Annotated in this window: 27 protein-coding genes; 18 read left to right on the forward strand and 9 right to left on the reverse strand. The window is 68.7% G+C overall.

Annotated features, from left to right (window positions below; translation table 11 throughout):
• Nucleotides 1-25: 25 nt before the first annotated feature.
• From AB0E69_RS07850 to AB0E69_RS07875, 6 genes are all read left to right on the forward strand, one after another.
• On the forward strand, nucleotides 26-1,039 hold the full coding sequence (locus AB0E69_RS07850; protein ID WP_360141394.1) for a LacI family DNA-binding transcriptional regulator: 1,014 nt from the start codon (nucleotides 26-28) through the stop codon (nucleotides 1,037-1,039).
• Nucleotides 1,040-1,203: 164 nt separating this feature from the next.
• Complete coding sequence (locus AB0E69_RS07855; RefSeq protein WP_360141397.1) at nucleotides 1,204-2,367, forward strand: substrate-binding domain-containing protein; 1,164 nt, start codon at nucleotides 1,204-1,206, stop codon at nucleotides 2,365-2,367.
• A complete protein-coding gene (locus AB0E69_RS07860; RefSeq protein ID WP_360141400.1) occupies nucleotides 2,364-3,863 on the forward strand; it encodes a sugar ABC transporter ATP-binding protein in 1,500 nt (499 codons plus the stop codon). The genes AB0E69_RS07855 and AB0E69_RS07860 overlap by 4 nt, the downstream gene beginning before the upstream one ends.
• On the forward strand, nucleotides 3,860-4,855 hold the full coding sequence (locus AB0E69_RS07865; protein ID WP_360141403.1) for an ABC transporter permease: 996 nt from the start codon (nucleotides 3,860-3,862) through the stop codon (nucleotides 4,853-4,855). The genes AB0E69_RS07860 and AB0E69_RS07865 overlap by 4 nt, the downstream gene beginning before the upstream one ends.
• A gap of 37 nt (nucleotides 4,856-4,892) precedes the next feature.
• Complete coding sequence (locus tag AB0E69_RS07870) at nucleotides 4,893-6,974, forward strand: beta-galactosidase (protein WP_360141406.1); 2,082 nt, start codon at nucleotides 4,893-4,895, stop codon at nucleotides 6,972-6,974.
• A gap of 9 nt (nucleotides 6,975-6,983) precedes the next feature.
• Entirely contained in the window at nucleotides 6,984-7,808 is an 825-nt protein-coding gene (locus AB0E69_RS07875; protein WP_360141409.1) for a hypothetical protein, read from the forward strand.
• Nucleotides 7,809-7,857: 49 nt separating this feature from the next.
• Here the strand turns inward: AB0E69_RS07875 and AB0E69_RS07880 are convergent, their stop codons facing one another.
• Entirely contained in the window at nucleotides 7,858-8,307 is a 450-nt protein-coding gene (locus tag AB0E69_RS07880) for an ester cyclase (protein ID WP_360141412.1), read from the reverse strand.
• Nucleotides 8,308-8,471: 164 nt separating this feature from the next.
• On the opposite strand from AB0E69_RS07880, the gene AB0E69_RS07885 reads away from it, so the two are divergent.
• Both AB0E69_RS07885 and AB0E69_RS07890 read left to right on the forward strand, forming a co-directional pair.
• Nucleotides 8,472-9,419 (forward strand): hypothetical protein, encoded by a 948-nt coding sequence (locus AB0E69_RS07885; RefSeq protein ID WP_360141415.1) that lies wholly within the window; start codon nucleotides 8,472-8,474, stop codon nucleotides 9,417-9,419.
• A gap of 28 nt (nucleotides 9,420-9,447) precedes the next feature.
• Nucleotides 9,448-10,206 carry a PIG-L deacetylase family protein gene (locus AB0E69_RS07890; protein WP_360141418.1) on the forward strand — a complete coding sequence of 253 codons (759 nt, stop codon included), beginning with the start codon at nucleotides 9,448-9,450 and terminating at the stop codon, nucleotides 10,204-10,206.
• Between the two features lie 9 nt (nucleotides 10,207-10,215).
• On the opposite strand, the gene AB0E69_RS07895 is transcribed toward AB0E69_RS07890, so the two are convergent.
• Nucleotides 10,216-10,908, reverse strand: coding sequence for a GAF and ANTAR domain-containing protein (locus tag AB0E69_RS07895; protein WP_360141421.1), 693 nt, complete (start codon nucleotides 10,906-10,908; stop codon nucleotides 10,216-10,218).
• Nucleotides 10,909-11,302: 394 nt separating this feature from the next.
• Between AB0E69_RS07895 and AB0E69_RS07900 the strand changes: the two genes are divergently transcribed.
• Nucleotides 11,303-11,740, forward strand: coding sequence for an Hsp20/alpha crystallin family protein (locus AB0E69_RS07900; RefSeq protein ID WP_360141424.1), 438 nt, complete (start codon nucleotides 11,303-11,305; stop codon nucleotides 11,738-11,740).
• Between the two features lie 70 nt (nucleotides 11,741-11,810).
• Here the strand turns inward: AB0E69_RS07900 and AB0E69_RS07905 are convergent, their stop codons facing one another.
• On the reverse strand, nucleotides 11,811-12,494 hold the full coding sequence (locus tag AB0E69_RS07905; RefSeq protein ID WP_360141427.1) for a DUF6766 family protein: 684 nt from the start codon (nucleotides 12,492-12,494) through the stop codon (nucleotides 11,811-11,813).
• An 84-nt stretch (nucleotides 12,495-12,578) separates the two neighbouring features.
• The gene (locus tag AB0E69_RS07910; RefSeq protein ID WP_360141430.1) at nucleotides 12,579-12,974 is read right to left on the reverse strand and encodes a hypothetical protein; all 396 of its coding nucleotides are present in this window, start codon (nucleotides 12,972-12,974) and stop codon (nucleotides 12,579-12,581) included.
• 125 nt (nucleotides 12,975-13,099) lie between these two features.
• Here AB0E69_RS07910 and AB0E69_RS07915 point away from each other — a divergent pair, with 125 nt between their 5' ends.
• Nucleotides 13,100-13,336 carry a hypothetical protein gene (locus AB0E69_RS07915; RefSeq protein ID WP_360141433.1) on the forward strand — a complete coding sequence of 79 codons (237 nt, stop codon included), beginning with the start codon at nucleotides 13,100-13,102 and terminating at the stop codon, nucleotides 13,334-13,336.
• 204 nt (nucleotides 13,337-13,540) lie between these two features.
• The gene (locus tag AB0E69_RS07920; protein WP_360143002.1) at nucleotides 13,541-14,194 is read left to right on the forward strand and encodes a GAF and ANTAR domain-containing protein; all 654 of its coding nucleotides are present in this window, start codon (nucleotides 13,541-13,543) and stop codon (nucleotides 14,192-14,194) included.
• Nucleotides 14,195-14,224: 30 nt separating this feature from the next.
• Here the strand turns inward: AB0E69_RS07920 and AB0E69_RS07925 are convergent, their stop codons facing one another.
• A complete protein-coding gene (locus AB0E69_RS07925; protein WP_360141436.1) occupies nucleotides 14,225-14,974 on the reverse strand; it encodes an SDR family oxidoreductase in 750 nt (249 codons plus the stop codon).
• Between the two features lie 90 nt (nucleotides 14,975-15,064).
• Here AB0E69_RS07925 and AB0E69_RS07930 point away from each other — a divergent pair, with 90 nt between their 5' ends.
• From AB0E69_RS07930 to AB0E69_RS07950, 5 genes are all read left to right on the forward strand, one after another.
• On the forward strand, nucleotides 15,065-15,685 hold the full coding sequence (locus tag AB0E69_RS07930; RefSeq protein ID WP_360141439.1) for a TetR/AcrR family transcriptional regulator: 621 nt from the start codon (nucleotides 15,065-15,067) through the stop codon (nucleotides 15,683-15,685).
• A 184-nt stretch (nucleotides 15,686-15,869) separates the two neighbouring features.
• Nucleotides 15,870-16,634, forward strand: a complete 765-nt coding sequence (locus AB0E69_RS07935; RefSeq protein ID WP_360141442.1) for a GAF and ANTAR domain-containing protein — start codon at nucleotides 15,870-15,872, stop codon at nucleotides 16,632-16,634.
• A gap of 94 nt (nucleotides 16,635-16,728) precedes the next feature.
• On the forward strand, nucleotides 16,729-16,947 hold the full coding sequence (locus AB0E69_RS07940) for a hypothetical protein (RefSeq protein ID WP_360141445.1): 219 nt from the start codon (nucleotides 16,729-16,731) through the stop codon (nucleotides 16,945-16,947).
• 52 nt (nucleotides 16,948-16,999) lie between these two features.
• A complete protein-coding gene (locus AB0E69_RS07945; protein WP_360141448.1) occupies nucleotides 17,000-17,509 on the forward strand; it encodes a GtrA family protein in 510 nt (169 codons plus the stop codon).
• Nucleotides 17,502-18,701 carry a hypothetical protein gene (locus AB0E69_RS07950; RefSeq protein WP_360141451.1) on the forward strand — a complete coding sequence of 400 codons (1,200 nt, stop codon included), beginning with the start codon at nucleotides 17,502-17,504 and terminating at the stop codon, nucleotides 18,699-18,701. Before AB0E69_RS07945 ends, AB0E69_RS07950 begins: the two co-directional genes overlap by 8 nt.
• On the opposite strand, the gene AB0E69_RS07955 is transcribed toward AB0E69_RS07950, so the two are convergent.
• The 4 genes from AB0E69_RS07955 to AB0E69_RS07970 are packed head-to-tail and all read right to left on the reverse strand — an operon-like array spanning nucleotide 18,694 to nucleotide 21,850.
• Nucleotides 18,694-19,470 (reverse strand): hypothetical protein, encoded by a 777-nt coding sequence (locus tag AB0E69_RS07955; protein ID WP_360141454.1) that lies wholly within the window; start codon nucleotides 19,468-19,470, stop codon nucleotides 18,694-18,696. The genes AB0E69_RS07950 and AB0E69_RS07955 overlap by 8 nt on opposite strands.
• Nucleotides 19,467-19,766 (reverse strand): PadR family transcriptional regulator, encoded by a 300-nt coding sequence (locus tag AB0E69_RS07960; RefSeq protein WP_360141457.1) that lies wholly within the window; start codon nucleotides 19,764-19,766, stop codon nucleotides 19,467-19,469. The genes AB0E69_RS07955 and AB0E69_RS07960 overlap by 4 nt, the downstream gene beginning before the upstream one ends.
• 12 nt (nucleotides 19,767-19,778) lie before the next feature.
• Nucleotides 19,779-20,828, reverse strand: coding sequence for a glycosyltransferase family 4 protein (locus AB0E69_RS07965; protein WP_360141460.1), 1,050 nt, complete (start codon nucleotides 20,826-20,828; stop codon nucleotides 19,779-19,781).
• Entirely contained in the window at nucleotides 20,825-21,850 is a 1,026-nt protein-coding gene (locus AB0E69_RS07970) for a lysylphosphatidylglycerol synthase transmembrane domain-containing protein (protein ID WP_360141463.1), read from the reverse strand. The genes AB0E69_RS07965 and AB0E69_RS07970 overlap by 4 nt, the downstream gene beginning before the upstream one ends.
• An 81-nt stretch (nucleotides 21,851-21,931) precedes the next feature.
• Here AB0E69_RS07970 and AB0E69_RS07975 point away from each other — a divergent pair, with 81 nt between their 5' ends.
• Nucleotides 21,932-22,750, forward strand: a complete 819-nt coding sequence (locus tag AB0E69_RS07975; protein ID WP_360141466.1) for a PIG-L family deacetylase — start codon at nucleotides 21,932-21,934, stop codon at nucleotides 22,748-22,750.
• A gap of 1 nt (nucleotide 22,751) precedes the next feature.
• Entirely contained in the window at nucleotides 22,752-24,140 is a 1,389-nt protein-coding gene (locus AB0E69_RS07980) for a HAMP domain-containing sensor histidine kinase (protein WP_360141469.1), read from the forward strand.
• The last annotated feature ends 21 nt before the right edge of the window (nucleotides 24,141-24,161 follow it).

The raw sequence follows: 24,161 nt of genomic DNA on the forward strand, positions 1-24,161 counted from the left end.
GTGACGACCGTGCAGGGAGCCGAGGATGAGTGCGAGTGGGGTACGGCGACCGTCGGTGAAGGATGTGGCGCGGGAGGCAGGGGTTTCGTTCCAGACGGTGTCGCGGGTGCTGAACGGTGGGTCCCGGGTGGCGGAGTCGACGCGGCAGCGGGTGCTCGAGGTGGCGGCCGAGCTCGGCTACCGGCGCAACGACAACGCCCGGGCCCTGGTGATGCAGCGGTCGATGACGATCGGGGTGATCGCCGACGGTTCGCCGCGGTACGGCCCGGTCAGCACGCTCGCCGCGGTCGAGAAGGCGGCCCGGGACGCGGGGTACAACGCGTTCGTCACGACGATGAGCAACCCCAGCCCGGACGACGCGATCCAGGCGTTCCACGAGTTCTCCAAGCGGGCGGTCGAGGGGATCGTCGTGATCGCGCCGCGGATGCCGATCGCCGACGTGGTCCGCGCGGTACCGGTGACGGTGCCGGTCGTGCTGCTGGCGCCCGGGGAGACCAGTCACGACAAGTTCACGGTGTTCTTCGAGGACCAGGAGCTCGGCGCGCGGCTGGCGACCCGGCACCTGATCGACCTCGGGCACCGCGAGATCGTCCACCTGGCCGGCAGCCAGGACTGGCTGGACGGGCAGGTCCGGCTCCGCGGCTGGCAGTCCGAGCTGGCCGCCGCGAACCTTCCCGCGCCCGCGGTGCAGTACGGCCGCTGGACCGGTGACAGCGCCTACGACATCGGCCGCAAACTGCTCGCGGAAGGGCTGCCGTCGGCCGTCTTCGTCGCCTCGGACCTGATGGCGCTCGGGTTCATGCGGGCGCTCTACGAGGCCGGGGTCTCGGTACCGCGGGACATCTCGATCGTGGGCTTCGACGACAACGAGTTCGCGCCTCAGACCTTCCCGCCGCTGACGACGGTCCGGCAGTCGTTCGGCGTCGTCGGGGAGCGGTGCATGGAGATCCTGCTCGGCCTCGTCCGCGGTACCCCGGTCGACGTCACGCCCGCGGTCCCGCAGCTGGTGGTCCGGCAGTCCACCGCCCCAGCACGCTGACGTCAGCTCACCCTGGAGGACCGCCTAAGCGGTTAACTTAGGCGAACGTTCGCCTGGACTCTTGACCCACCCAAGGCGAACGTTCACACTCGCGGTCAGACGACAGCACCCGGACGCCTGTCCGTCGTCCCAGGCGCCCATCGCATCGACCGAAGGAGTTGGTGATGTCGCACCGACCGATATCCGGCATCGTCACGGCCGCGGGACTGGCGGCCGTCCTCGTGCTGGCAGCCTGTACGCCGAGTTCGAGTGGCTCGGCCGCCGCGGATCCAGGCGTCTCGTCGAAGGCCGACCAGGCCCTGGCCGCGCTCGAGGGCAAGGTCTTGAGCAAGGGTCCGCACGGTGAGGAACCCGCCACCGCCACGAAGGCCGACCTGTCCGACGCCGAGGTCACGAAGGTCAAGGCGCTGGGGGCGACCGCGGCGATCGTCATGCACTACGGCGGCAACGACTGGGCGAACGCCCAGATCGCCGGCCTGAGGGACGAGTTCGGCAAGCTCGGCGTCCGGGTCGTCGCGACCACCGACGCCAACTTCAAACCGGACAAGCAGGTCTCCGATCTCGAAACCGTGCTGACCAAGAAGCCGAACATCATCGTCTCGATCCCGACCGACCCGGTCGCCACGGCCGGCGCGTACCGGAAGGCCGCGGCGACCGGCGCGAAGCTCGTCTTCATGGACAACGTCCCGCAGGGAATGACGGCCGGCAAGGACTACGTCAGCGTCGTCTCGGCGGACAACTACGGCAACGGTGTCGTGTCCGCGCACCTGCTGGCGAAGGCACTCGGCGGCAAGGGCAAGATCGGCGTCGTCTACCACGAGGCAGACTTCTTCGTCACCAAACAGCGGTACGACGCTTTCCGCACCACGATCCAGCAGGACTATCCCGACGTACAGATCGTCGAGTCGAAGGGCATCGCCGGACCCGACTTCGCGGGCGACGCCCAAGCCGCCGCGAACGCGATGCTCAGCAAGCACGCAGACCTGGCCGGCATCTGGGGAGTCTGGGACGTGCCCGCCGAGGGCATCATGGCCGCGGCCCGGGCGGCAGGCCGTACCGACCTGAAGATCGCGACCCAGGACCTGGGCAAGAACGTCGCGATCGCGCTGGCCAAAGATCAATTGATCGTCGGCCTCGGGGCCCAGCGACCGTTCGATCAAGGCGTGACCGAAGCGAAACTCGCGGCCGGTGCCCTGCTGGGCAAGACCGCCCCGCCGTACGTCGCCCTCAGCGCGCTGCCCGTGACGCACGCGAACGTCCTCGACGCGTGGCAGCAGGTGTACCACTCCCCCGCGCCCGACGAGCTGCGGAAGGCGTACAAGCAGTGAGTCCGATCGTGGAGCTGCGGGGTATCCGCAAGAGCTTCGACGGCGTACCCGTCCTGGTCGGGGCGGACTTCGAGGTCGCCGCGGGCGAGGTCCATGCCCTTGCCGGAGGCAACGGGGCCGGCAAGTCGACGCTGATGAAGATCCTCCAGGGTGTGTATGCCAAGGACGCCGGCGAGATCCTGGTCGCCGGTACGCCGGTCACGCTCGCCTCGGTCCAGGACGCCAAGGCCGCGGGCATCGGCATGGTCTTCCAGGAGTTCAGCCTGGTCCCGAGCCTCACGGTCGCCCAGAACCTCTTCCTCAGCTCCGAGACCAGGAACGGGATCGGCCTGATCAACGACCGCGACTCGCGCGAGCGAGCCCGCCGGGTGTTCGCCGAGCTGGAGGTCGAGGTCGACGTCAACGCCACGGTCGCCGACCTGCCGACGGCGTACTGGCAGCTCGCGGAGATCGCCAAGGCGGTCGCCCAGGACGCCCGGGTCCTGATCCTCGACGAGCCGACCGCGAGTCTTGCCCGGGCCGAGGTCGACGCCCTGTTCGCGCTGATCCGCCGGCTCCGGGCCCGCGGAATCTCGATCATCTACATCTCGCACCGGATGGACGAGATCTACCGCATCGCCGACCGGATCACGGTCCTGCGGGATGGGCGCACCCTGTTCACCCGCCGGCTCGACGACGTGACCCCGGCCGAGATCGTCCAGGGCATCGTCGGCCGTCCGGACGACGGCGTGCTCAGCTACCAACCGCGTACGTCCACCGGCGGCGAAGTGTTGCTGGAGGCAATCAACCTCTCGGCCGGACCGCGGGTGCGCGGCGTGTCGTTCCCGCTGCGCGCCGGGGAGATCCTCGGCATCGCCGGGCTGATGGGCAGCGGCCGCTCCGAGCTGGCCCGGTGCCTGTTCGGCATCGACCGTCTCGATGCCGGCGAGGTCCGGATGCACGGCCGGCGCATCGAGCTGCGCAGTCCGCGCGACGCCCAGTCCGCCGGGATCGCGCTGATTCCGGAGGACCGCCGCGAGCAGGGCCTCGTGCTCGAACACTCGGTGGCCGACAACCTGCTGCTCCCACAGCTCGCCGAGCTCCGGCGTGGACCGCTGCTGGACCCCCGGGCCGCGCGCCGCCTCAGCAGGACACTGATCGACCGTTTCGCCATCAAGACGAGCGGACCCGATCAACCGGTCCGGCGGCTGTCCGGCGGCAACCAGCAGAAGGTCGTCATCGCGAAGTGGCTCGGCACGCAGCCCGAGGTGCTGATCATGGACGAACCGACCGCTGGAGTGGACGTCGGCACCAAGGCCGAGATCGTCACGATCATCCGGCAGCTCGCGGGCAAGGGCGGCGCGGTCATCGTCATCTCCTCGGAGTTCCCCGAGCTGCTCGCGGTCAGCGACCGCGTGCTGGTGCTCCGCGACGGCACGGTCGCGGAGGAACTCGACCGCGACGCGATCCCCGACGAGGACTTCCTGCAACTCTCCGTCCAAGGACTTCGCCCATGAACTCACAGGCAAGCGAACCAGTCCGGTCCGACGCGCCGGGTCGCAGTACGGCGGAGCTCGTCCGCGGGCTGGCCGGTCTCGACTGGCGGCGGTACGTCATCTACATCGCCTTCGTCGCGATCTTCGTCCTGTTCGCCGTACTGCTCGGCAACGACGGATTCCTGAGCAGCAACAACCTGCTCAACATCTTCCGGCAGACCGCCACGATCACGGTGATCGCTGTCGGGATGACCTACGTGATCGCCTGCGCCGAGATCGACCTCAGCGTCGGCTCGGTCGCCGGGCTCGCCAGCGTCTGTTCCGCGATGGCCATCGCCCACTACGGCCTGTTCGCGGGCATCGCCGCGGGCCTGGCGGTCGGCCTCGTGGTCGGTACCGTGAACGGCGGCTTGGTCAGCCTGCTCGGCATCCCCTCGTTCCTGGTGACGCTCGGGATGCTGGGCATTGCGGCCGGAGTCGCCCAATGGATCACGTCGTCAGCGCCACAGCCCATCCTGAACGACACGTTCAACCTCGCCTTCGGCGGCGGTGACTTCGGACCCGTGCCCGGACTGCTGGTCTGGATGGCGGTCTTCGTCCTGCTCGGCGCCGTGGTGCTGAACCGCACCAGGTTCGGCCGGCAGGTGCTCGCCACCGGTGGCAGCCGGACCGCCGCGGACTTCACCGGGATCAACACCCGGCGGATCAAGTTCCAGGTGCTGCTCATCTCCGCGACCGTCGCGTCCATCGGCGGCATGCTGTACGCCGGACGACTGCAATCGGGCCGCTTCCAATGGGGCGCCGGCGACGAACTGTCCGCCATCGCCGCGGTGATCCTCGGCGGCACCAGCCTGTTCGGCGGCCGCGGCACGGTGGTCGGAACGCTCTTCGGCGCACTGCTCATCGGCATCGTCAACAACGGACTCATCCTGGCCGGGCTCGACTCCAGCCAGCAGCAGGTCATCCGCGGCGTGATCATCATCGCTGCCGTCGCCCTGGCCCGGAAGAAGTAGACCCCCACCCCAACTCTGCGCACAGAAGGGAGCAGCCTTGTCTGCTTCTGCCGAGGTATACCGTCCCATCGCGCTGACCGACGGCGCGCTCACCCTGCACGGCGAGACGGCAGCACTGTACGGCGGCGCCGTCCACTACTGGCGGCTCGACCCGGAACGCTGGGACTCCGTGCTCGACGCGGTCCGCCGGATGGGCTTCACGATGATCTCGATCTACATCCCCTGGGAGGTACACGAGCTCGAGCGCGGCCGGTTCGACTTCGGACAGGTCGACCCTGCCAACGACATCGACGCCTTCCTGACCCTGTGCGAGGCCAAGGGATTCCGGATCGTCGTTCGTCCCGGTCCACAGATCAACTCCGAGCTCACCTACTTCGGCTACCCGCGACGCATCCTCGCCGACGAGCGGCTGCATGCGTGCAGCGCGATGGGATCGAAGGTCGTGCTCACCCAGGTCCCGAAACCGATCCCGGCGCTCAGCTACGCGAGCGAGGAGTTCTTCGCCGAGACTGCGCTCTGGTACGACGCGATTTGCGCCATCCTCACCAAACACGCTTACCCGCACGGCGGCATCGTCGCGGCCCAGGTGGACAACGAGATGGCGTACTTCTTCGGCGTGAACGCCTACGCCGCCGACTACTCCGACGCATCCATCGCGGGCTACCAGCGCTTCCTGCTCGACAAGTACGGCGATCTCGCCGGCATCGACACGGCCTACTCCACCAGGCACTCCACCCTGGACGACGTCGAGCCACCCCGACGGTTCGACGCCACCAGCAGGCAGGACATCCCGTGGTACGCGGACTGGGCGGAGTACCGGGAGCGGTACCTCATCGACTCGATGGCGCGGCTGGCCGGAATGATGCGCGAACGTGGGCTGGGCGGGATCGCCTTGTTCCACAACTATCCGCATCCGCTCGGGCCGGGCGGCGCGGTGTCCGGATTCACCGCGCCGTACAACCTGGCTGCGCTCGAGGAGGAGCTCGATTTCGTCGGGTTCGACATCTACTCCCGCAAAGAGCTGTACGCGCACGTCAAGACGATCGCGTCGTACGTCGTCGGCACCAGCAGGTTCCCTTACATCCCCGAATTCATCGCCGGTGTCTGGCCGTGGTACCTCGATCCGGGCGATCTGCGCGACGAGGAGTTCGTCACGAAGGCAGCGCTGATGCACGGCATCCGGGGGTTCTCGCGCTACATGCTGGTCGAGCGGGATCGCTGGCTGGACTCACCGATCCGGCGCGACGGCCGGGAACGACCGGAGAAGGTTGCGATGTTCCGCAACGTCAACGCGATGCTCGACGCGGGCGACTTCGCCAACCTGCGCCGGCGGGAGGACGTGCTGCTGCTCGCCAACCGCGAGTACGACCGGCTCGAGGCCGCCTCCGTTCTGGTCTCGTTCCCGGGCGACTTCCTGGAGACGCCCTCGGGTTTCTCCGAGTACGCCGGACCGCTGACGATCAGCGAGGACCCACTCGGGTTCGACGAGCCGGTGCAGCTCGCCAAATCATCGTGGTTTACGGCGTTCGCGGACGCCTGGAGCAGCTCGGGTGTCGGCTACTTGCTGTCCGACACCGCGCTGTCGACAAAGCGGTGGCGGAATCACAAGGTGCTTGTGCTGACGACACTCGACTACCTCGACGCCGGGCTCCAGGCGGCGCTGGTCCGGTACGCCGATGCCGGCGGGACGCTGGTGATCGGGCCCAAGACGCCGACGCTGGACAGCACGATGCGGCCCTGCACCGTACTTCGCGACGCGGTGGACGGAGCCGGGACAACCCGCGTCGGATCCGGGCGCATCGTGCTGGTGCCGACGCTGGACGCCGTACCCGCAGCGGTGGCCGAGGTGTGCCGGCAGTCAGGCCTGCAGATCATGACCGCCAACGACCCGCGGCTCGACGTCACCGTCCACGACACCATCGGGGATCCCAAGACCAAGGTCGTGTTCGTAGCCAACCCCACCGCCGAACCGATCGACGCCGCGATCGAGATCGGCGCCGCCGTCCACACCGTCCGCGAAATCTGGGCCGGCCGCGACCTCGCCCCCAACGGACGGACCATCGCCAACCGGCTCCCGCCGTACTCCATCCACGTCTACCGGTGCGTCTTCACCGCCTGAGGAGCCCCCATGCTGCATGAGAACGTCCTGATGGCCGACATCGACGTCGACCAGTGGCGCAACGCCCAGGCCCTGCTGCTCCGGTCGGCCAAAGCAGCCCGCAGGCTCGTCGTCATCCACGACCACGGGAAGGTCGTGAAGTTTCGGCATACGGCCGGCGCGGCGGTCAACGGGCGCGTCGATGTCGTGACCGACCCGCACGTGCTCGCACGGGAGCTGTACGCCGCCAACCGTGGTCTGGTCGACTTCGTCGTCGTCATGGAACGCAATGCGGTCGACTGCTACTTCGCGACGGTCCAGAACGCGTGGTCGATCGACGACGACCTCGACACCTACGTCCACGACACGTACGCCACCCTGGACGCGTTCGCCGACGAGATCGTCACGTACCCCGGCTCAGCCCGCTCCACCCTTGGTCTGCAGTGGAAACTCGGGGCGACGTACGACGAGCTCGTCGGCGCAGTGCATGCCTACGTCGATCCCGGATCCACTGCGATTCTCGGCGTGGAGGCCGCCGGTGAGCTCTGGACCTCCCTCATCCTCGACTTCGACCCCGACCTGCGGATCACCTCGATCACCACCGCCGATCCCTCGGTCGTCGATATCCGTGGGACTGTCGCTCAACTGGCCGAGAACCTGGCCGAATGGGCCGAAGGAACGGGCAAGACAGTCTCGCTCGCGCTGGTCCTCCAGCAAGAAGCCGCACGGAGCTTTCTCGCCGCCGAAGGTCCGGAGGAGAAGCTCGGCATCCTTTCCGGCGCGCTCTCCACAGGCAACGCCGCAGCCAGCCGAGGCGACCTTCGGAAGCCCGTGGCTGTTCCTCGCGATCGCTGAACACGCTGCCTGTCGGACGCCCGAGCTGGGCGTCCGACAGGCCATGTTGTCAGGCCGCGGTGATCAGGCCGAGTTGCTGGAGGACGGTGACGCCGTCGTCCAGGCCCAGTTCCTCGGTGATCAGGCCGTTCTCGACCTTGAGGATGCTGATGCCGGTGAAGCGCATCGTCTTGCCGGTGGCCGCGGGGAGCTTGCCGATGGGCATGTCGTCGAACGGTTCACCGGTCTGCGTCCCGCCACCGATCCACTGGCCGACCACGTAGTCGCCCTCGGCGATGAGGTCCGCAGTACCTCCGAACGCCAGGTCCGGGAACGCGGCCCGGAACTTCGTGGCAAACGCCCGCACCTCGTCCCGCCCCCGGCAGGGCGCATGCAACGAGTACTCGAACCGGATGTCCGGCGCAGCCAGCTCGTCGATGACGCTGGGGTTGAAGTCCGCCCCCCAAAACTCCGTGAACCAACGCCCGACAACAGCCTTGTTCTCCTCGATCGACGACATCGTCGCCCTCCTCAATCAGTGTCACCGACCCACTCGAGCCGGCCACGACTGGAACGCCCTCACCGACGAACCTGTGAGGGCCGCCCGGCGGAAGTGGTCTACAACTTTCGGGGTTTGTTCGGCATCGGGGTAAGTAGTTCGTACTGCGACCCGAGGGGCTGGGCATGTTCGGTCGGCTGAGCAAGGCGGCGGTTGCCGCGTTTCTGGTAGTGGGAATCACCCCTGGGGCTGCGCAAGCAGTGGGTGCTGGGACGTCGGCCACCGCGCAGGCGTCGGCTGGTTGTTACGTCCATGTCGGATCCGTGACCGCCGCGGGTGATCACGCGGGCAAGCTGGTCACCGTCGGGGCCGCGTCGACGGACCGGTTGGACACCGGCGTCTACCCGCCCGGCGCGGTGCGGGTGAGTGGTTCGATGCAGGCGGATCCGGACGTCATCGGGTACGGCGCGTGGATCGGCGGGTACACGGTGCTGGGCTCCTCCATGTACTCAACCTCCTACTACCTGACCCTGGACGGAGACGTCGACCGGACCAGGCCGACGACGTACCTGGTCGGTGGTGGCTGGGGTGACACGACCTTCTTCGAGACGACCCGGTTCTGGGCCTACCCGAAGCCACCGAACCTGACCACGCAGTACCAGCTGCGTGCCAACGGCACCCTGAGCCGTTGGGAGATGCAGTACAACAACGGCAACAGTCCGGTGAAGTGGGCGAACAAGCAGTCCGCGACCGGGTTCGCGTCGGTGAAGACGATGGCGATGATCAGCCAGACGCTGACCTACGACACGTTCCTGGCCAACACCCGCAGCGGAGCGCTCTACACGATCCGGATCCCGCGCACCTCACCGATGAAGCCGATCGTGAAGAAGGTCCGCGGTTCGAGCTGGCAGGCGTTCGACGCGCTGGTGGCCGAGAAGTGCGGGCAGTACGGCACGATGCTGGTCGGCATCGACAAGGACACCAAGTCCGCCTACGCGTACGCGCTCGGCCACGCGAACGGCACGTCCACGGTGATCCAGGGCCTCGGCAAGGTACCGGGCACGTTCGCCGATCCCGTGTACTTCCGCCGTCAGATCCGCGAGGGCGACGCCCAGATGCTGTTCGGGGAGTAGCGACCCTCCTCGTGGAAGGATGGCCGGCATGAGTCTGCCTGTCCTGCCTGAGGAATCGTTTCAGCGTGTGTTGTGCGTCGTCGCGCATCCCGACGACATGGAGTACGGCGCGTCCGCGGCCGTGGCGCGCTGGACCGCGCGTGGTATCGAGGTCGGTTATCTGCTCCTGACCCGCGGCGAGGCGGGGATGCCGAACCGGCCCGAGGAAACGGCTCGTCTGCGGGTTGCCGAGCAGCAAGCCGCGTGTGCCGTCGTGGGCGTCGAGCACCTGACCGTGCTCGAGCATCCCGACGGCGTGCTCGTCTACGGCCTCGACCTGCGCCGCGACATCTGCCGGGAGATTCGCCGGTTCAAGCCCGACGTCGTACTCGGCACCGGATTCGAGGTCGAGACACCGTTCGGCTTCGACCAGGCCGACCACCGCGCGGCCGGGCTGGCGACGCTCGACGCGGTACGCGACGCCGGCAACCGGTGGGTCTTCCCGGAGCAGATCGACGACGAGGACCTCGAACCGCACTCGCCACGCTGGTACATCGTCCCGGGGCTCGCGGGTTCCGCATCCCACGGCGTCGACGTCACGGGCGAGCCGCTCCGCCGCGGCGTCGCCTCGCTCGAGGCGCATGCGGCGTACCTGGCCGCGCTCCCTGGCCACCCCGCCCCCGCGGACCTCATCCCGATGTTCACCGCGATGAGCGGCAAGGCCATGGGCGTCGAGCACGCCGTACTCTTCCGCGCCCATGACCTGCAGGCGCCGCCGGACTTCTTCACCGAAGAAACAGCCGACTGAGGGCCCGGATCAGTCGGGCGGGAGCTGTCCGGTGTTGAGCAGGTCGGTGGCGACCTCGCGCAGCTTCCTTTGACGGTCCTGTGAGTAGCGGCGGAGGACCGCGAACGCCTGCGCCTCCGACAGCTCGAAGCGCTCCATCAGTACGCCGATCGCCAGACCGATGGAGGCTTGGCTGTCGCCGGCCACCGTCAGGTTGGCCAGCCTGCCCACGGTCTCCAGGCCGATCGCGGCGTACGTCGCCACCAGCTCGGCGACGGTCTTCGTGCCGTCATCGAGCTGATCGGGACGCGGATGAGCGAACGTGACGACCGCCGCCGTACGCCGTCCACCGCGCCCCAGCAGCGGGAGGCACAGGATGCTGCGCCAGCCCGACCGAGACGCGGCGGGCGTCCAATCGGGCCACGCCGTGCTGACCGCGAGATCCGCGCATTGCGCTACCTGGCCCGTCTCCGCCGCGTCGATCAGCGGCCCCTGCCCGGCTTCGAGCTGCGACTGCTCGATCGGACGCAACGACGGATTGCACGCAGCATGAACCGGACGCCGACGGCGTACCAATGCCACCGCGGCCGCCCAGCCCGGCAACGCCTCCTCGGCGCGCGCCACAGCTATCCAGGCCGCCGACTCCTCGTCGACGCAGCTGCTCATCCCGGCCGCCATCCCGGCCAGCACCTCGGACAACGTGGACGATCTGCCCCCGGCCATCGCAAGGCCCCCAGTTCGGCCGGCGCGCCGACGGTGCCACCGTCCTACTTCCAGAGCTACCCGCAGGCCAACCGACCCGCCCCCAGGTACCCGCCCCGAACCGAGCCAATTCGTTCCTCCCGGTGAATAGAGGGGCCTGCAGGGGGTACCGAGGCCAGGCTCACCCTGAACGCTTCGCGTCGGGCAGCGCACGGCCAGGCCGAGTGCAGCCAAGCTGGAAGGCCGGGTCTCGCCTGGCATCCTGGGTTGGCGTCCGGCGCGGAGCCTGTACGTCCTCCGACAGCTCCCAACGTCATCCATTTGACGACGGGCCAGCTTGTCATCGATCCGATGACATGCTAGAACAGTGGTGCGTGTTGACACCACAGGTTCAGAACTCAGGAGGTGTACGACGATGTTGATGCGCACCGACCCGTTCCGTGAGCTCGACGGGCTTGCCCAGCAGCTGCTCGGCAGCGCGGCCGGCCGGGGCACCTGGACGAAGCCGAACCCGATGCCCTTGGACGCGTACCGCTCGGGCGAGCAGTACGTCGTCGCGTTCGATCTTCCCGGCGTCGCGCCGGACGCGATCGAGCTCGACGTCGAGCGCAACGTGCTGACGGTGAAGGCCGAACGCCGCCCACCGCAGCTCGCCGACGACGTCGAGATGCAGGTCGCCGAACGGCCGCTCGGCGTGTTCTCGCGACAGCTCTTCCTCGGTGACACCCTCGACACTGAGCAGATCGAGGCGAGCTACGACGCCGGCGTACTGACGCTGCGGATCCCGATCGCCGAGAAGGCCAAGCCACGGAAGATCGCGATCAGCGGCAGCCAGAAGCAACTCGACTCCTGAGCACAGGTCCGGCGAGGTGCCCGACCATCAAGGGCACCTCGCCGTGTGCCACCCCTGCGAAAGCGTGCGGTCAACCCTCGATGCCGGTCGCGCTGTGGGAGGTGCCGACCGGCTTGCTCTCCGGGGAGCCGCGTTCGCGCAGGTAGATGCTCAGCACCGCCATCGATCCGACGGCGAGAAACTCGGACTGCCAGTTCTGCAGGCTGCGGCTCCAGAAGTCGGCCGAGCCGACGTACGAGAGCCACGACACCGGATCCTGGAGCTGCCTCAACTGCTCCTCGTTGAACGCCGACCAGCCCGCCACCGACTGCACCGACCAGCAGGCCAGGAACACCGAGCCCATCACCAGACCCAACGACGACGAGAAGAGCTTGGTGCGCCACCCGCCGACCCTCGCCCAGCGCGGCGAGTCGGGCCCGGCATGAGCGCCGACCTTCTGATCCTCGTCGGACTCCCGCCCGGCCTGATCCAGGGGCTTGGACTCCGGCGAGCCGCGCTGCACCAGCCAGACGGTCAAAACGATGTAGAGCAGGAACTGCAGGTACTCGCTCTGCCAGTTCTCGGTGACGTCGACGGCGAAGTCGGCCGAGGTGATGTAGCGGCCGAACGTCACCGTCGCCAGCCCGTCGGCCACCTGCTGGTTGTTGAACTCCGCGAGACCGGCGAACGCCTGTCCGACCAAGGCGGCCAGGAACAGCCCACCGAAGACGAGACTGAGCGAGTTGGTGCGGAAGAAACCCCGGGCCCGAGTCATCGCTGCATCAACCCCAGGCTGAGGAAGTACGCCAGGCCGAGGACGATGACTGCCAGGTAGACGACGAAGATCACCCGCATCGACTCACCCCTTGACCTTGCAGTCGTACGGCGATTGCCCGTCCGGAGTGCAGCCCGCCGCGACAACCTTCCAGCCGTCGTCGAACTCGGCGAGGAACGCAGTGTCGCCGCTCATCCGCGCCTGCGCCTCGGTGCCGTACTGGCGCAGCTCGACCACCGTGCCACCAGCGGGAATGTCCGCACCAAGAATCGCCGTGGGACAGCGAGCCTGGGCCGACTCCTCCACCTCGACCACCGTCTGCGGAGCGAGCAAGTCACAGGCCGCTGCACCCTGTTTCTGCTCGATCGCGCGGTAGAACCGCTCGGCCGCACTCGAGGACGCTGCGGGAAGCTTCGAGCCACACGCGCTGACCGTCAGCACGGTCGCGCCCACCACCACGCCGGCAAGCCACTGCTTCATGCCGGGCAGGTACCCAGCGCGATTCGCAGTATCACCGGGGGTTTGAGGTGATTGCAGTGGGTACCGGTCGATATACAGAGCGTGACTATGTTGCGCGAGGCAAACGAGTTCGGAAGGTGGAGCCGATGAGACCGATCAGGCGGATGATCGCAACGGGCGCGCTGCTCGCCGTCGCAGTAGGCGGCGGGGCGACGACGGCGTACGCGCAGCCCACAACGGTTCAAGGAGAAGGCGAGGTCGCGTGCGGGTACGACTACGGCGCCTGTGTCAAGCAGTGGTACGACTACGCGTTCGTGAAGAACTACATCGTCACGAAGATCTACTACAAGGGCGGCGGGTACCACTTCTACTGGTGGAGCTGACCCATCGAGGACCGGCCGGCCGCTGCCCCACGGATCCGCCCAGCGGCCGGTTCGGATCGCAACCGTTCGGGCACCAACAGTAGTCACGCCGACGTGCGCGTTTTCTCAGCTCCTGAGGGGCATCATGGCGGCATGGATCGTGCCGACCAGCGTGGTGCTCACGACGAGGCGTCCCCGGACCCGGGCGCCGCGACGCGCGCTGACATGTTCGCGAAGCTGGCCGTCGAGATGCACGACGCGGTCGGCGTGGAAGAGACGATCGGGGCGGTGGTTCAGTTCGCCCTGCAGGCACTGGACTGCAGTCACGCCGGCGTCGCGCTCTACAGCCGGGGCGGCCAGCCGGAGATCCCGGCCGTCACCGACCCGGTGGTCGCCGAGATCTACAAGTTTCAACTGGGCAGCCAGGACGGCCCGCTGATGGCCGCCATGCGCGAGGGTACGCCGGTCCTGATCCGGGACACGGCCTGCGACCAGCGCTGGCCCGAGTGGTCGATCATGGTCAGCAGCCTCGGCGTCCGCAGCGTCCTCGACGTACCGCTCACGCTCCGCCACACGGTCGGTGTACTCGGCCTGTACAGCCGGCGCCCGGACGGTTTCAGCGCCGACGACGAAGCGATCGCGCACATCCTGGCCAGGCACGCGTCGGTCGCCGTCGGCACCGCCCGCCGGGAGGCGACCATGGCGGCCGCCGTCGACGCCCGGAAGCTGGTCGGCCAGGCGATGGGCATCCTGATGGAACGCTTTGACGTCGACGGCGACCGCGCGTTCGCCATCCTCAAGCGCTACTCCCAGGACACCAACACCAAACTCCGCGACGTCGCCCAGCAACTCGTGGACACCCGCCGACTCCCCCGCTGAGCCCGGCCGGACGCCCGGCGCACCTCGAGGTCAGACCGCCAGGCGGCCGCCATCGATCGGGAGGACGGCGCCGTGGATCAGTGACGCCGCGTCGGAGGCCAGGAACACGATGCCCTCGGCAACCTCGTCCGGCCGGCCGACCCGCTGCAAGGGAGTGGTGCCGGCCAAGCCGTCGAGGTTCTCACCGAGCACCGCCGTACCCTCGGTCCGAGTCGGCCCGGGGCTGACCGCATTGACCCGCACGCCGGCCGGTCCGAACTCGGCTGCCCAGGCCTTGGTCAGCAGCTGCAGCGCCGCCTTGCTCGATCCGTACGCCGCCATTCCGGCCAGACCGAACGACGCCACCATCGTGGTCAGGTTCACGATCGCGCCATGACCGCGCGCCGCCATCAACGGCGCCAGCTCCGCGACGAGGTAGAACGGCGCGCGCACGTTGACGGCGTACACCTCGTCGAAGTCGCTGACCGGCACCTCGGCGGTCGGGCCGAACGGGAAGATGCCCGCGTTGTTGATCAGTACGTCGACGTGCCCGCCGCCGAGCTCGATCGACCGCGCGGCCAGCGAGCGCACGCTGTCGAGGTCCGCCAGGTCGGCCTGAACGAAGTCCGCCGTACCGCCGGCGGCGCGGATTTCCTCGACCGCCTTGTCCCCACGGGCGGCGTCGCGCCCGCTGATCACGACCCGTGCGCCGCGGTCGGCGAGCAGTCCGGCGACCGCGCGGCCGATGCCGCTGTTGCCACCGGTGACCAGCGCGGTCCGGCCGGCGAAGTCCTGCGTCATATCCGTCTCCCAGGTACTGGTTGGAGTAAGTACTCCAATAGTTCGCGGATGATTTTGGAGTATCAACTCCAAAATCTGTAGGCTGCGGATATGACAGTCACGGCGGGACCGGGCAAGCGGCTGACCAAGAAGGGGCAGGCGACGCGGGACCGGATCGTCGCGGCCGCGTCGCAGCTGATGCTCGAGCAGGGGGTCGCGCGGACGACCATCGAGGACATCCAGGCGGCCGCCGGGGTGAGTCCGTCGCAGCTGTACCACTACTTCCCGGGCAAGGACGCTCTGGTGTCGGCCGTGATCGACCACCAGACCGGGCGCGTGCTGGACGTGCAGCACCAAGGTCTCGACCAGATCGACACGATCGACGCCCTGAACCGCTGGCGGGACCTGATGGTCGGCATCCTCACCGAAGCCCAGTGCGTCGGCGGCTGCCCGCTCGGCTCCCTCGCCAGCGACCTCGCCGAGAGCGACCCGGTGGCAAGAGTCCAGCTCGCCAACGCCTTCGCTCGCTGGGAACAGCTGATCCGCTCAGGCCTCGAACAGATGCAGGCCCGCGGCGAGCTGGCCCCCGACGCCGACCCCGAAGCCCTGGCCGTCACCCTCCTCGCCACCGTCCAAGGCGGCCTCCTCCTCAGCCAGGTCCGCCGAGACCCCGCCCCCCTGCACACCGCCCTCAACACCCTGATCGCCCAACTCCGCTCCTCCACCCCCTGAGCAGGATCAACAGGACGGTCAGGCCGGGCACAGATGTTGAGGCGGGTCCTGGCGCTACTTTCTTAACGCCAGGGCCCTGGGGCGGCGGCCTCTCGAGCGATCGCGTCCCTGATCTGGGAGTGCCCACCTTTATGCTGCCGCGGCTCGTGGAGCGCGTAGCGGCGTACGGGAGCATGATGCTGTGGTGGACACGGACATCATGGCGCTGAGCGAGGAACTGGCCGAGATCGGGCGGCTGGTCGAGGGCGACGACGTCGACGCGACGCTGGCGAGGTACGTCCGGCGGCTCGTGGCGACAGTGCCGGACTGCGACCAGGCGATCATCGTGGTCGCCGGCCAGAAGTCGTCCGAGATCGCCGCCAGCCACCGCCGAGGGGAACCAGAGCCGGCCGAAACAGCAGAGGTGCTGGCCGCCGAGCTCATGCTGCCCGACAGCCCGATGCGCGACGTGCTCGTCCACGGGGAGCCGCACAAGATCGCCGACACCGCGACCGACGACCGGTGGCCGACCTTCTCGGCCGCCATGGCCGGTGAGGGCTTTCGGAGCTGCCTGCTGCTGCCGCTGCCAGCCCGGAACAGGAACCCCGCCGGCTTCGCGCTGTTCGCGGCGAAACCCGGGGTGTTCGCTGATGCGACGTACGACCTGGCGCTGTTGTTCGCGCTGCACGCCGGGGTTGCCTTCGAGAACGCGCAGCTGTTTCACGACAGCCGTGCGTTGATCGACCAGCTGCACACCGCACTGGAGACGCGCACGGTGATCGGGCAGGCAGCCGGGATCCTGATGCTTCGGTACGACCTGAAGAGCGACGTCGCGTTCGAGGTCCTCAAGCGCGGCTCGCAGACCAACAACCTCAAGCTGCGCGAACTGGCCGCCCGCCTGGTCAATGCCCACGAACAAGGCAAACTCGCCGACGTACTGCGAGCCCACGGCCTCTCGATCTCCACCTGAGTGGCGGCGCAGGCATCGTTTGGCGGTGCCGGATCGTTTGGCGGGCCTGGTGCGGGGTACCCGGGTTTGAGGTCGCAATGGTGGGAGGTTCCTGATGGCGGAGCAGAGGCTGGATGCCCGGTTGATCGTGCTGCGGACGCTGCTGCGCAAGGTCGACGACGATCCGTTTCCGTCGGCCACGATGCTCGACATGATCGAGGATCTGCTGCGGCCCGACGAGGTGTCGGAGTACGTCCGCATCCTGACCCGGAAGATCGATTCGGAGAAGTTCCCGAGCATCCCGATGCTGCAACGCATCGTGGCGCTGGCCTGACCCGGCCGGTCGAACGGCCGGCGACCTTGGTGCGGTTGGCTATCGTGTGGGCGTGGCTCGGTACGCGCGGCGGCGCCGGTTGGCTGAGCAGGATCTGGGGGCGCGGTTCACCGCGGTGACGGCCGCGATCGCTCGGTGGTTGCCCGGAAGGGTGCCGGCGAATCTGGTCGGGTTCGTGATCATCAACGGGTTCACGTTCGGCGTGGATCTCGGGCTGCTGACCGTGCTCCGTTCCGTGGCAGGGCTGCCGTTGTGGCTGTCGATCACGCTCGCGTACGCGACCGCGTTCGGCCTGTCGTACGTCCTCAACCGGGCACTCAACTTCCGCTCGCACGCCCCTGTCGGTCGCCAGTTCGGCGTGTACGTCGTCGTTGTGGTCGTCAACTATCTCGTCTGGATCCTCGGCCTCGGCGCCGGTCTCGGGGCGCTCGGTCTCGAGTACCACCTCGCCAGGATCATCGCCGGCGCCTGCGAGGGCATCTACATGTACTGCGCCCTCCGCTGGGTGGTCTTCAGGTACGCGACGCGTACTACGCAGCGTGTACTATCGGGGCATGAGTAGAGCGAGGAAGAAACGTCGCTGGGTGGTCGGGATCGTCGTCGTGTTCACCAGTCTCATCGCGTTGTGCGGCTGGTACGTGGCGGCGATGGCTGTTCTCAGCTCCCGGCCGGTGGAACTGCCGGCGCTCAGCGGCAAGTACCAGGTCGGGAGGACGAGTTTCGAGTGGGTCGACAACGGGCGGACCGATCCGCTCGACCCGCACGGTGGGCCGCGGCGGCTCGCGGTCTGGTTGTGGTATCCGGCTCCCGCGCAGGCCCAGGGATCGAGGTTGCCGTACGCACCGGGGCTGTGGTCGAAGCTGGCCTTCGGGCCGCCGTTCCGGTGGTTCGAGACCAGCTTCGGCAAGGTTCGCGTGCACGCCGTCGACGGCGCGGCGGTCGCCGACGGACGGTTCCCGATCGTGGTCCTCGAACCGGGCATGGGCTTCGCGGCACCGCAGTACAGCGCGCTGGCGGAGAGTCTTGCCAGTGAGGGATTCGTCGTCGCGGGCGTGACACCGACGTACAGCGCGAATCTGACCGTGCTCGGCGGCCAGGCCGTCACCAGCACCACGCAGGGCAATCCGCCCGACCTGGGCGGTCACAGCGGTGCGGCACAGCAGACCGGAGACCGGCTGGCGACGGAGTGGGCGACCGACGCCCGGTTCGTCGGCGACCAGGTCGTCGCGCTCGGCCGGACCGGTCAGTTCGACGGCAAGATCGATGCGAAGGTGGCGTACGTCGGGCATTCGTTCGGTGGCGCGTCGGCGCTGGACGCCTGCCGGACCGACAGTCGCTGCGTCGGTGCGGTCGACCTCGACGGAACGCAGTTCGGTCAGGTCGTCCACTCCGGGCTGCAGAAGCCCTTCCTGATCATGGAGTCGGAGGACTCCTGCGTCACCGGGACGTGCGGCCCGGCGGCGACGGATCCGGGCGGCGAACGGGACACCGCCGTGAAGTTGCTCAAGGCAAGCACTGGACCACGGTGGCTGGTCACCGTCGCCGGCGCGCACCACCTGAACTTCACCGACTACGGCCTGTACTTCCTCGGGCCGCCCGTGCGCGGACTCATCGGGCTCGGCAGCATCAACGGCAAGCACGCGCTGGTCGTGCAGGACGACTACGTCGCCGCCTTTCTGAACCACGTCGCGCGGAACGCACCGGTTCAGGGCCTGGAAGGACTGCGCACGAAGTACCCGGAGACGCTCAGGTAGTCCGGACCTCGCCCAGGTCGCGGACCGTCCCGTTGACGGCGGCGGCCAGGGCGAGCAGCGCAAGCCCGCCGACAGCGCCCGCCACCCGGTCGCCATTTCCGACGATCGTGGGCATCAGGATGGTCAGTCCGGTCCCGCCCAGGCCGGCTGCCACCATCCACAGTCCCAGCGCCAGCCGACGCGGACCAGGCACCCAGACGGCCGACAGGTTGACGTCGGCAACCGTCCGGACCGCTTGCGCCGCGATCAGCATGAGCGCCAGCCACCAACCCCCGGCAACGACGGATCTGAGCTCCGTCGCAGGAGCGACGAACCGGTTCACGGCGAGTACGACGCCGACCGCCAGGAGCACCGGGATCGCGATCCGCCGCGATGCGACCGCCACCAGGTCCACGAACTGCCGGCGACGCGGCCGCGGAACCGGCACCGCGAGCAGGAATCCGGCAAAGGTGGTCCCGTCACAGGCGTTGAGGATCCACGAATGCGCCAGCGCCCGGGGAACAGCACCGGTCAGCTCCAGAACCGCGTGAGCAGTCAGCCAGCCCATGGCGGTGACGACCACGGCGAGCGCCGCGACGCGACGGCGGCGCTCGAGAATCGAGTCGGTGGGCCAGATCGCCGGGTGCAGCCACATTCCGGCAATCGCCCAGACGAGCCTCGGAGCGCCGCGCCAGCCGCTGCGATCGACCTCCGCGACCAGTTCGTGCCCCCAGCGCTCCCGGAAGGGCTGCGGATACAGACCGACCAGGAGCTTGCCGACGCTGATCATGTGAGGCGTACTCCGAGGTTCTGCAGGCCCGCGTTCGCCACTCGCGCCATCGCGCGCAGCTCCTTCTCGAGCACCTCGCGTCCGGCCGGAGTGATCTGCACCGGCCGCTGCCGGCCCTGCTCCTCCAGCGTCTCGATCAACCCTTTCGCCTCGAGCCGCGACAACGCGCCGTACAGACTCCCGGCTCCGAGCCGCTCACCGGTGAGCTCCTCGATCCCACTGTTGATCGCGTACCCGTGCTTGGGCCCATCCGCCAACACGGCCAGCACCAACGTCTGCGAATCATTAGCCTGCATCCACCCACCGTACTACGCAACGCGTATCAGCCGACGAGCGTACTGAGTCCGGTACATCGCGAGATGCTGCCGGACGACTCGCTCCCAGGTCATCTCCGGCTCGGTGGTCCGGTTGTGGCGCTGCAGCCGAGACATGGTCGCGGGATCGGCGAGCAGCGCCGCGACCGTGGTCGCCATCTCCCGGTCGCCGTTCACCAGGTATCCCTCGATCCCCGGCCGGATGAACTCGCCGACCCCACCGGAGGCCATCGCCACGACCGGCAGGCCGGCACAGCGCGCTTCGAGCGCGGCGACGCCGAACGACTCCAGCTCGGCCGGCGCCAGATACACGTCGGCCTCGGCGTACAACTCCCGGATCTCGAAGCGGGTCAGTCGGCCTGGCAGCTCCACCCAATCCAGCCCGCGAGAGACTTCGGCGGCCATCGCCCGCGTACGCGGACCACTGCCGACGACGACCGCCCGCAGTTCGACGGCCGGCGGGACGAGCTCCCGGATCTGCCGGAGCGTCCCGAGCAGGGCCGCCGGGCGCTTGCGCCGCGCCAGCCGCATCGTGCTCACGATCGTCAACGGGTGGTCCGGGCGCCGGGGCCGGCTCCACATCGCCGGATCCACCCCGTTGTGCAGTACGTCGACCTGCCGCCGGGGCAGCAGCCGCCGCAGTACGTCGGCCACGACCGAGCTGACAGCGGTCCACCGCACAGAGCCGACGTACCGGTCGATCCGGCCGACCGGCCACGGCGTCGACGAACTGGGCAACGAGTGCAGCGTCAGGATCGCGCCGTCGACCAAACGCGCCGCCTGCCAGCCCAATGGAGAGAAGAGCGAGGTGTGGCAGTGCACGACGTCGTACCGCGGCAGCTCAGCCCGGAGCCGCTCGACGGTCAACGGGACCCCCGCGACGGCCGGCAGCCGTACGACGCCGGCCGCACTCGATCCGTCGGTGGTGGTGAACACGGTGACGTCGTGCCCGGCGCCCACCAGCTGCACGGCGAGGTCGTGGACCTGCAACTCGATCCCCCCGAGCCTGGGCAGGTAACAGTCGCTGACCAACGCGATCCTCATCCCGCCACCACCGCCGGCCGCCGCTGGAGCCAGGACCAGACCGCCAGCAGGACCCCACCGACGGGGATCTCCATCAGGTAGGTGAAGCCGCGGAACAGCAACAGACCGGCGGCCACCCCGGCCGGGTCGCCACCGAGGGCCACGAGCGCAGCCGTCGCGCCGACCTCCACCACACCGGCGCTTCCCGGCGTGATCGGTACCAGGGTCAGGAGACGCTCGACCGCCAGACCGGTGAAGAGCACGAGCAGTCCGAGCGGTACCTGCAACGCGTGAAAGCACATCCACAGCAGGGCAAGCTGCAACGCGAGGTACGCGATCATCCCGGCTGTCATCGGACGCCACCGGGCCCGGACCACGCCTAGGATCGAACGCCGGAGCTCGGGCAGCTGCGACCGCAGGTCGGACCGGCGAAACCTGCCGATCGGCTTGTCGAGGGCCGCTCCGATGCGTGCGGCGGCCCGTTCGTCGGCGAGGATCCACAGGCCGCCGAGGACGGCGATCGGGACCGGGACGAACAGCAGACTGCCTGCTCCGAAGGCCGAGGCGCTGTGCAGCAGCGGCACGAGCCCCAGGGCGAGCGCGATCACTCCGAGCTTCGAAAGAACGTTCAGCAGCGTCGTCACCGCGAGGAAGCCGCCGAACGCGGCCGAGCTGAACCCCCAACGCCGAACCATCGCGAAGTTGAGCGCCGTCCCCACTGCGCCACCGAGCGGCAGGACGTTCGCGACGGCGCTCCCGGTCAGGCTGAGCGTCAGGCCGCGCCGCTTCGTCAGCCCAGGGAGGGATGCAGCCAGCACGAACGAGTGCGCCCACAACCCAGAGATCCAGACGACCGCGAGCAGCGCCAGCTCCCCGACCGACACCTGGCCGAGCACACCACCGACCTGTCCCCAGGTCGCACCGACAGCCCGGGGCAGGAGGACGACCAGCCCAGCGGTCAGCGCCACGCTGAGGACGGAGGTCAGCAGCCGTCTCCGTCGACGGTCCATCGGCACCCCTGGCCACTTGTCGCGTTGGTTCATCGATCCCAGCGTGGAATCGGTCGGCTGAGAGCGTGCTGAGAGCAACTAGGGCGGTGCTGTACGGCGTGCCATGCTCGAACCATGGCCGATCGGTTCACGCTCGTCGCCTTCCACGCGCACCCGGACGACGAGGCGCTCCTGATGGGCGGGACGCTGGCCCGGTTGGCGGCCGAAGGTCATCGGGTCGTGCTCGCGGTCGCCACCGATGGTGAGGCCGGCCTCGCGTCCTCGTCGTACCAGGCCGGTGGGCTGGCAACCGTCCGACGCGACGAGCTCGATCGGTCGGCGGCGGTGCTCGGGTGCGCGCGGGTGGTGCGGTTCGGGTTCAAGGACTCGGGTTCCTCCGGCCCGGTGGTGGACGGTGCGTTCAGTGCGCTGCCGGTCGAGCGCGCCGCGGCTCCGCTGATCGACCTCCTCCGCGAGGAGCGGGCGGATGCCTTGACGGTCTACGACCCGGCCGGTGGGTACGGGCATCCGGACCACCGGCAGGTTCACCAGGCCGGGACGTACGCCGCCGCCCGGGCCGGTACGCCGTTGGTGCTCGAGGCAACGATCGATCGTCGGCTGATCCAACGACTTGTGCGGCTCGTCGAGCTGATCCCCGGGGTACTGCCTGCCGTCCACACCGCCGACTACGACCACGCCTACTCCCCCAGTGCGTCCATCACGCACCGCGTCGACGTACGCGCGTACTCCCGCCAGAAGCGACAGGCCTTCGAGGCACACGCGAGCCAGGCCAGCTCGGACGGTGGGGCCCGGACCCTCGGCCTGCTGCTGAAGCTGCCGACCTGGTTGTTCCGCCGGATGCTCGGCCGCGAGTGGTACGTCGAACACGGCCGGACGCCTGGCACTCCGTTGGACGACGTCTTCGCGAGCCTCCGCCGTGGAAGGGGCTGGTGACTTGGCCGTAGTACGCAAGGCGGTCTCGCGGCTTCGGCGCGCGAGTGTTCGCAGCAGGTCAACCGCGGCGGCGGTGGTCGTGGTTGCCGCGGCCATGGCGCTCGGGGCCGCCGTACTGCTGCTGCTCCTCCAGCGGGCCCTGATCACGACCGTCTCGGATGCCGCCGACGGGCGGGCCGCCGATGTGGCGTCGCAGGTGAGTCAGCAGGGCGTCGCGAGGCTCAGCGCCGATCTCGCCGAGTCGACCCGAGCCAGTCAGCTGATCCAGGTCCTCGACAGCACCGGCAAGATCGTTGCCGCGTCCTCGGCCCGCGCCGACAACAAGGCGCTCACCGGCCTGCATCCAGCGCCCGGCGCGATCGAACGCGCCGAGGTGGGCGAGATGCCGTTTCTCGACGACGACCACGACTACCTGATCGTTGCCCGCGGCGTGCAGTACGACGGGCAGACCTACGCTGTGGTGGTGGCCTCGTCGATCGCGACCCAGCGCTCGACGGTGACCACGGTGACGAAGTACCTGCTCGTCGGCTTCCCGGTCCTGTTGATCGTGGTTGCGGTCGCCGGTTGGCTGCTCGCCGGCCGGGCGTTAGGACCGGTCGAACGGATCCGTGCGCGCGTTCAGGGGATTGAGTCGACCGACCTGACCGAACGCGTCCCGGTGCCCGAGACCGAGGACGAGGTCGCCCGGCTGGCCGCGACCATGAACGAGATGCTCGACCGGCTCGAAGCCGGGCAGGCGACCCAGCGCCGATTCGTGGCCGACGCGAGCCACGAGCTCCGCTCGCCGCTCTCGACCGTTGCCGCCGGCCTCGAAGTCATCGAGCCCGCGGCGCAGGGACAGTCGTGGCAGGACCTGCACGGCCTGATGCGCGGCGAGGCCGAGCGCATGCGCCGCCTGGTTGAGAACCTGCTCCTGCTCGCCAAAGCAGACGATGCTGCGTTGCCGATCCAGCGCGCCGAGGTCGACCTGGACGATCTCGTCGACACCGAGGTACTGCGACTTCGCCAGAGCAGCGAGCTGAAGGTCATCAGCGACGTACACCCGGTCCGGGTCCTCGGTGATCCTCTGCGCCTTGGGCAACTGATCCGCAACCTGGTCGACAACGCCGTGCGGGCCGCGCACACCACAGTGCGCCTGACCACCAGCGAGGACGGCGGTGCGGCCCTCGTCACCATCGAGGACGACGGCGACGGTATCCCCGAGGCCGATCGGGTCCGGGTCTTCGAGCGTTTCGTCCGGCTGGACACCAGCCGCGCCCGCGCAAGCGGCGGCTCCGGGCTCGGACTGTCGATCGTCCAGGAGATCATCAAGGCGCACCACGGAACCGTCGTCCTGAGCGGCGCTGCCGGCGGCGGGACCATCGCGACGGTGCGGCTGCCGCTGCCCTGACTCAGCTTGTTCTCAGCCGCG

Source organism: Kribbella sp. NPDC026611, from assembly GCF_040638345.1.
Taxonomy (GTDB): domain Bacteria; phylum Actinomycetota; class Actinomycetes; order Propionibacteriales; family Kribbellaceae; genus Kribbella.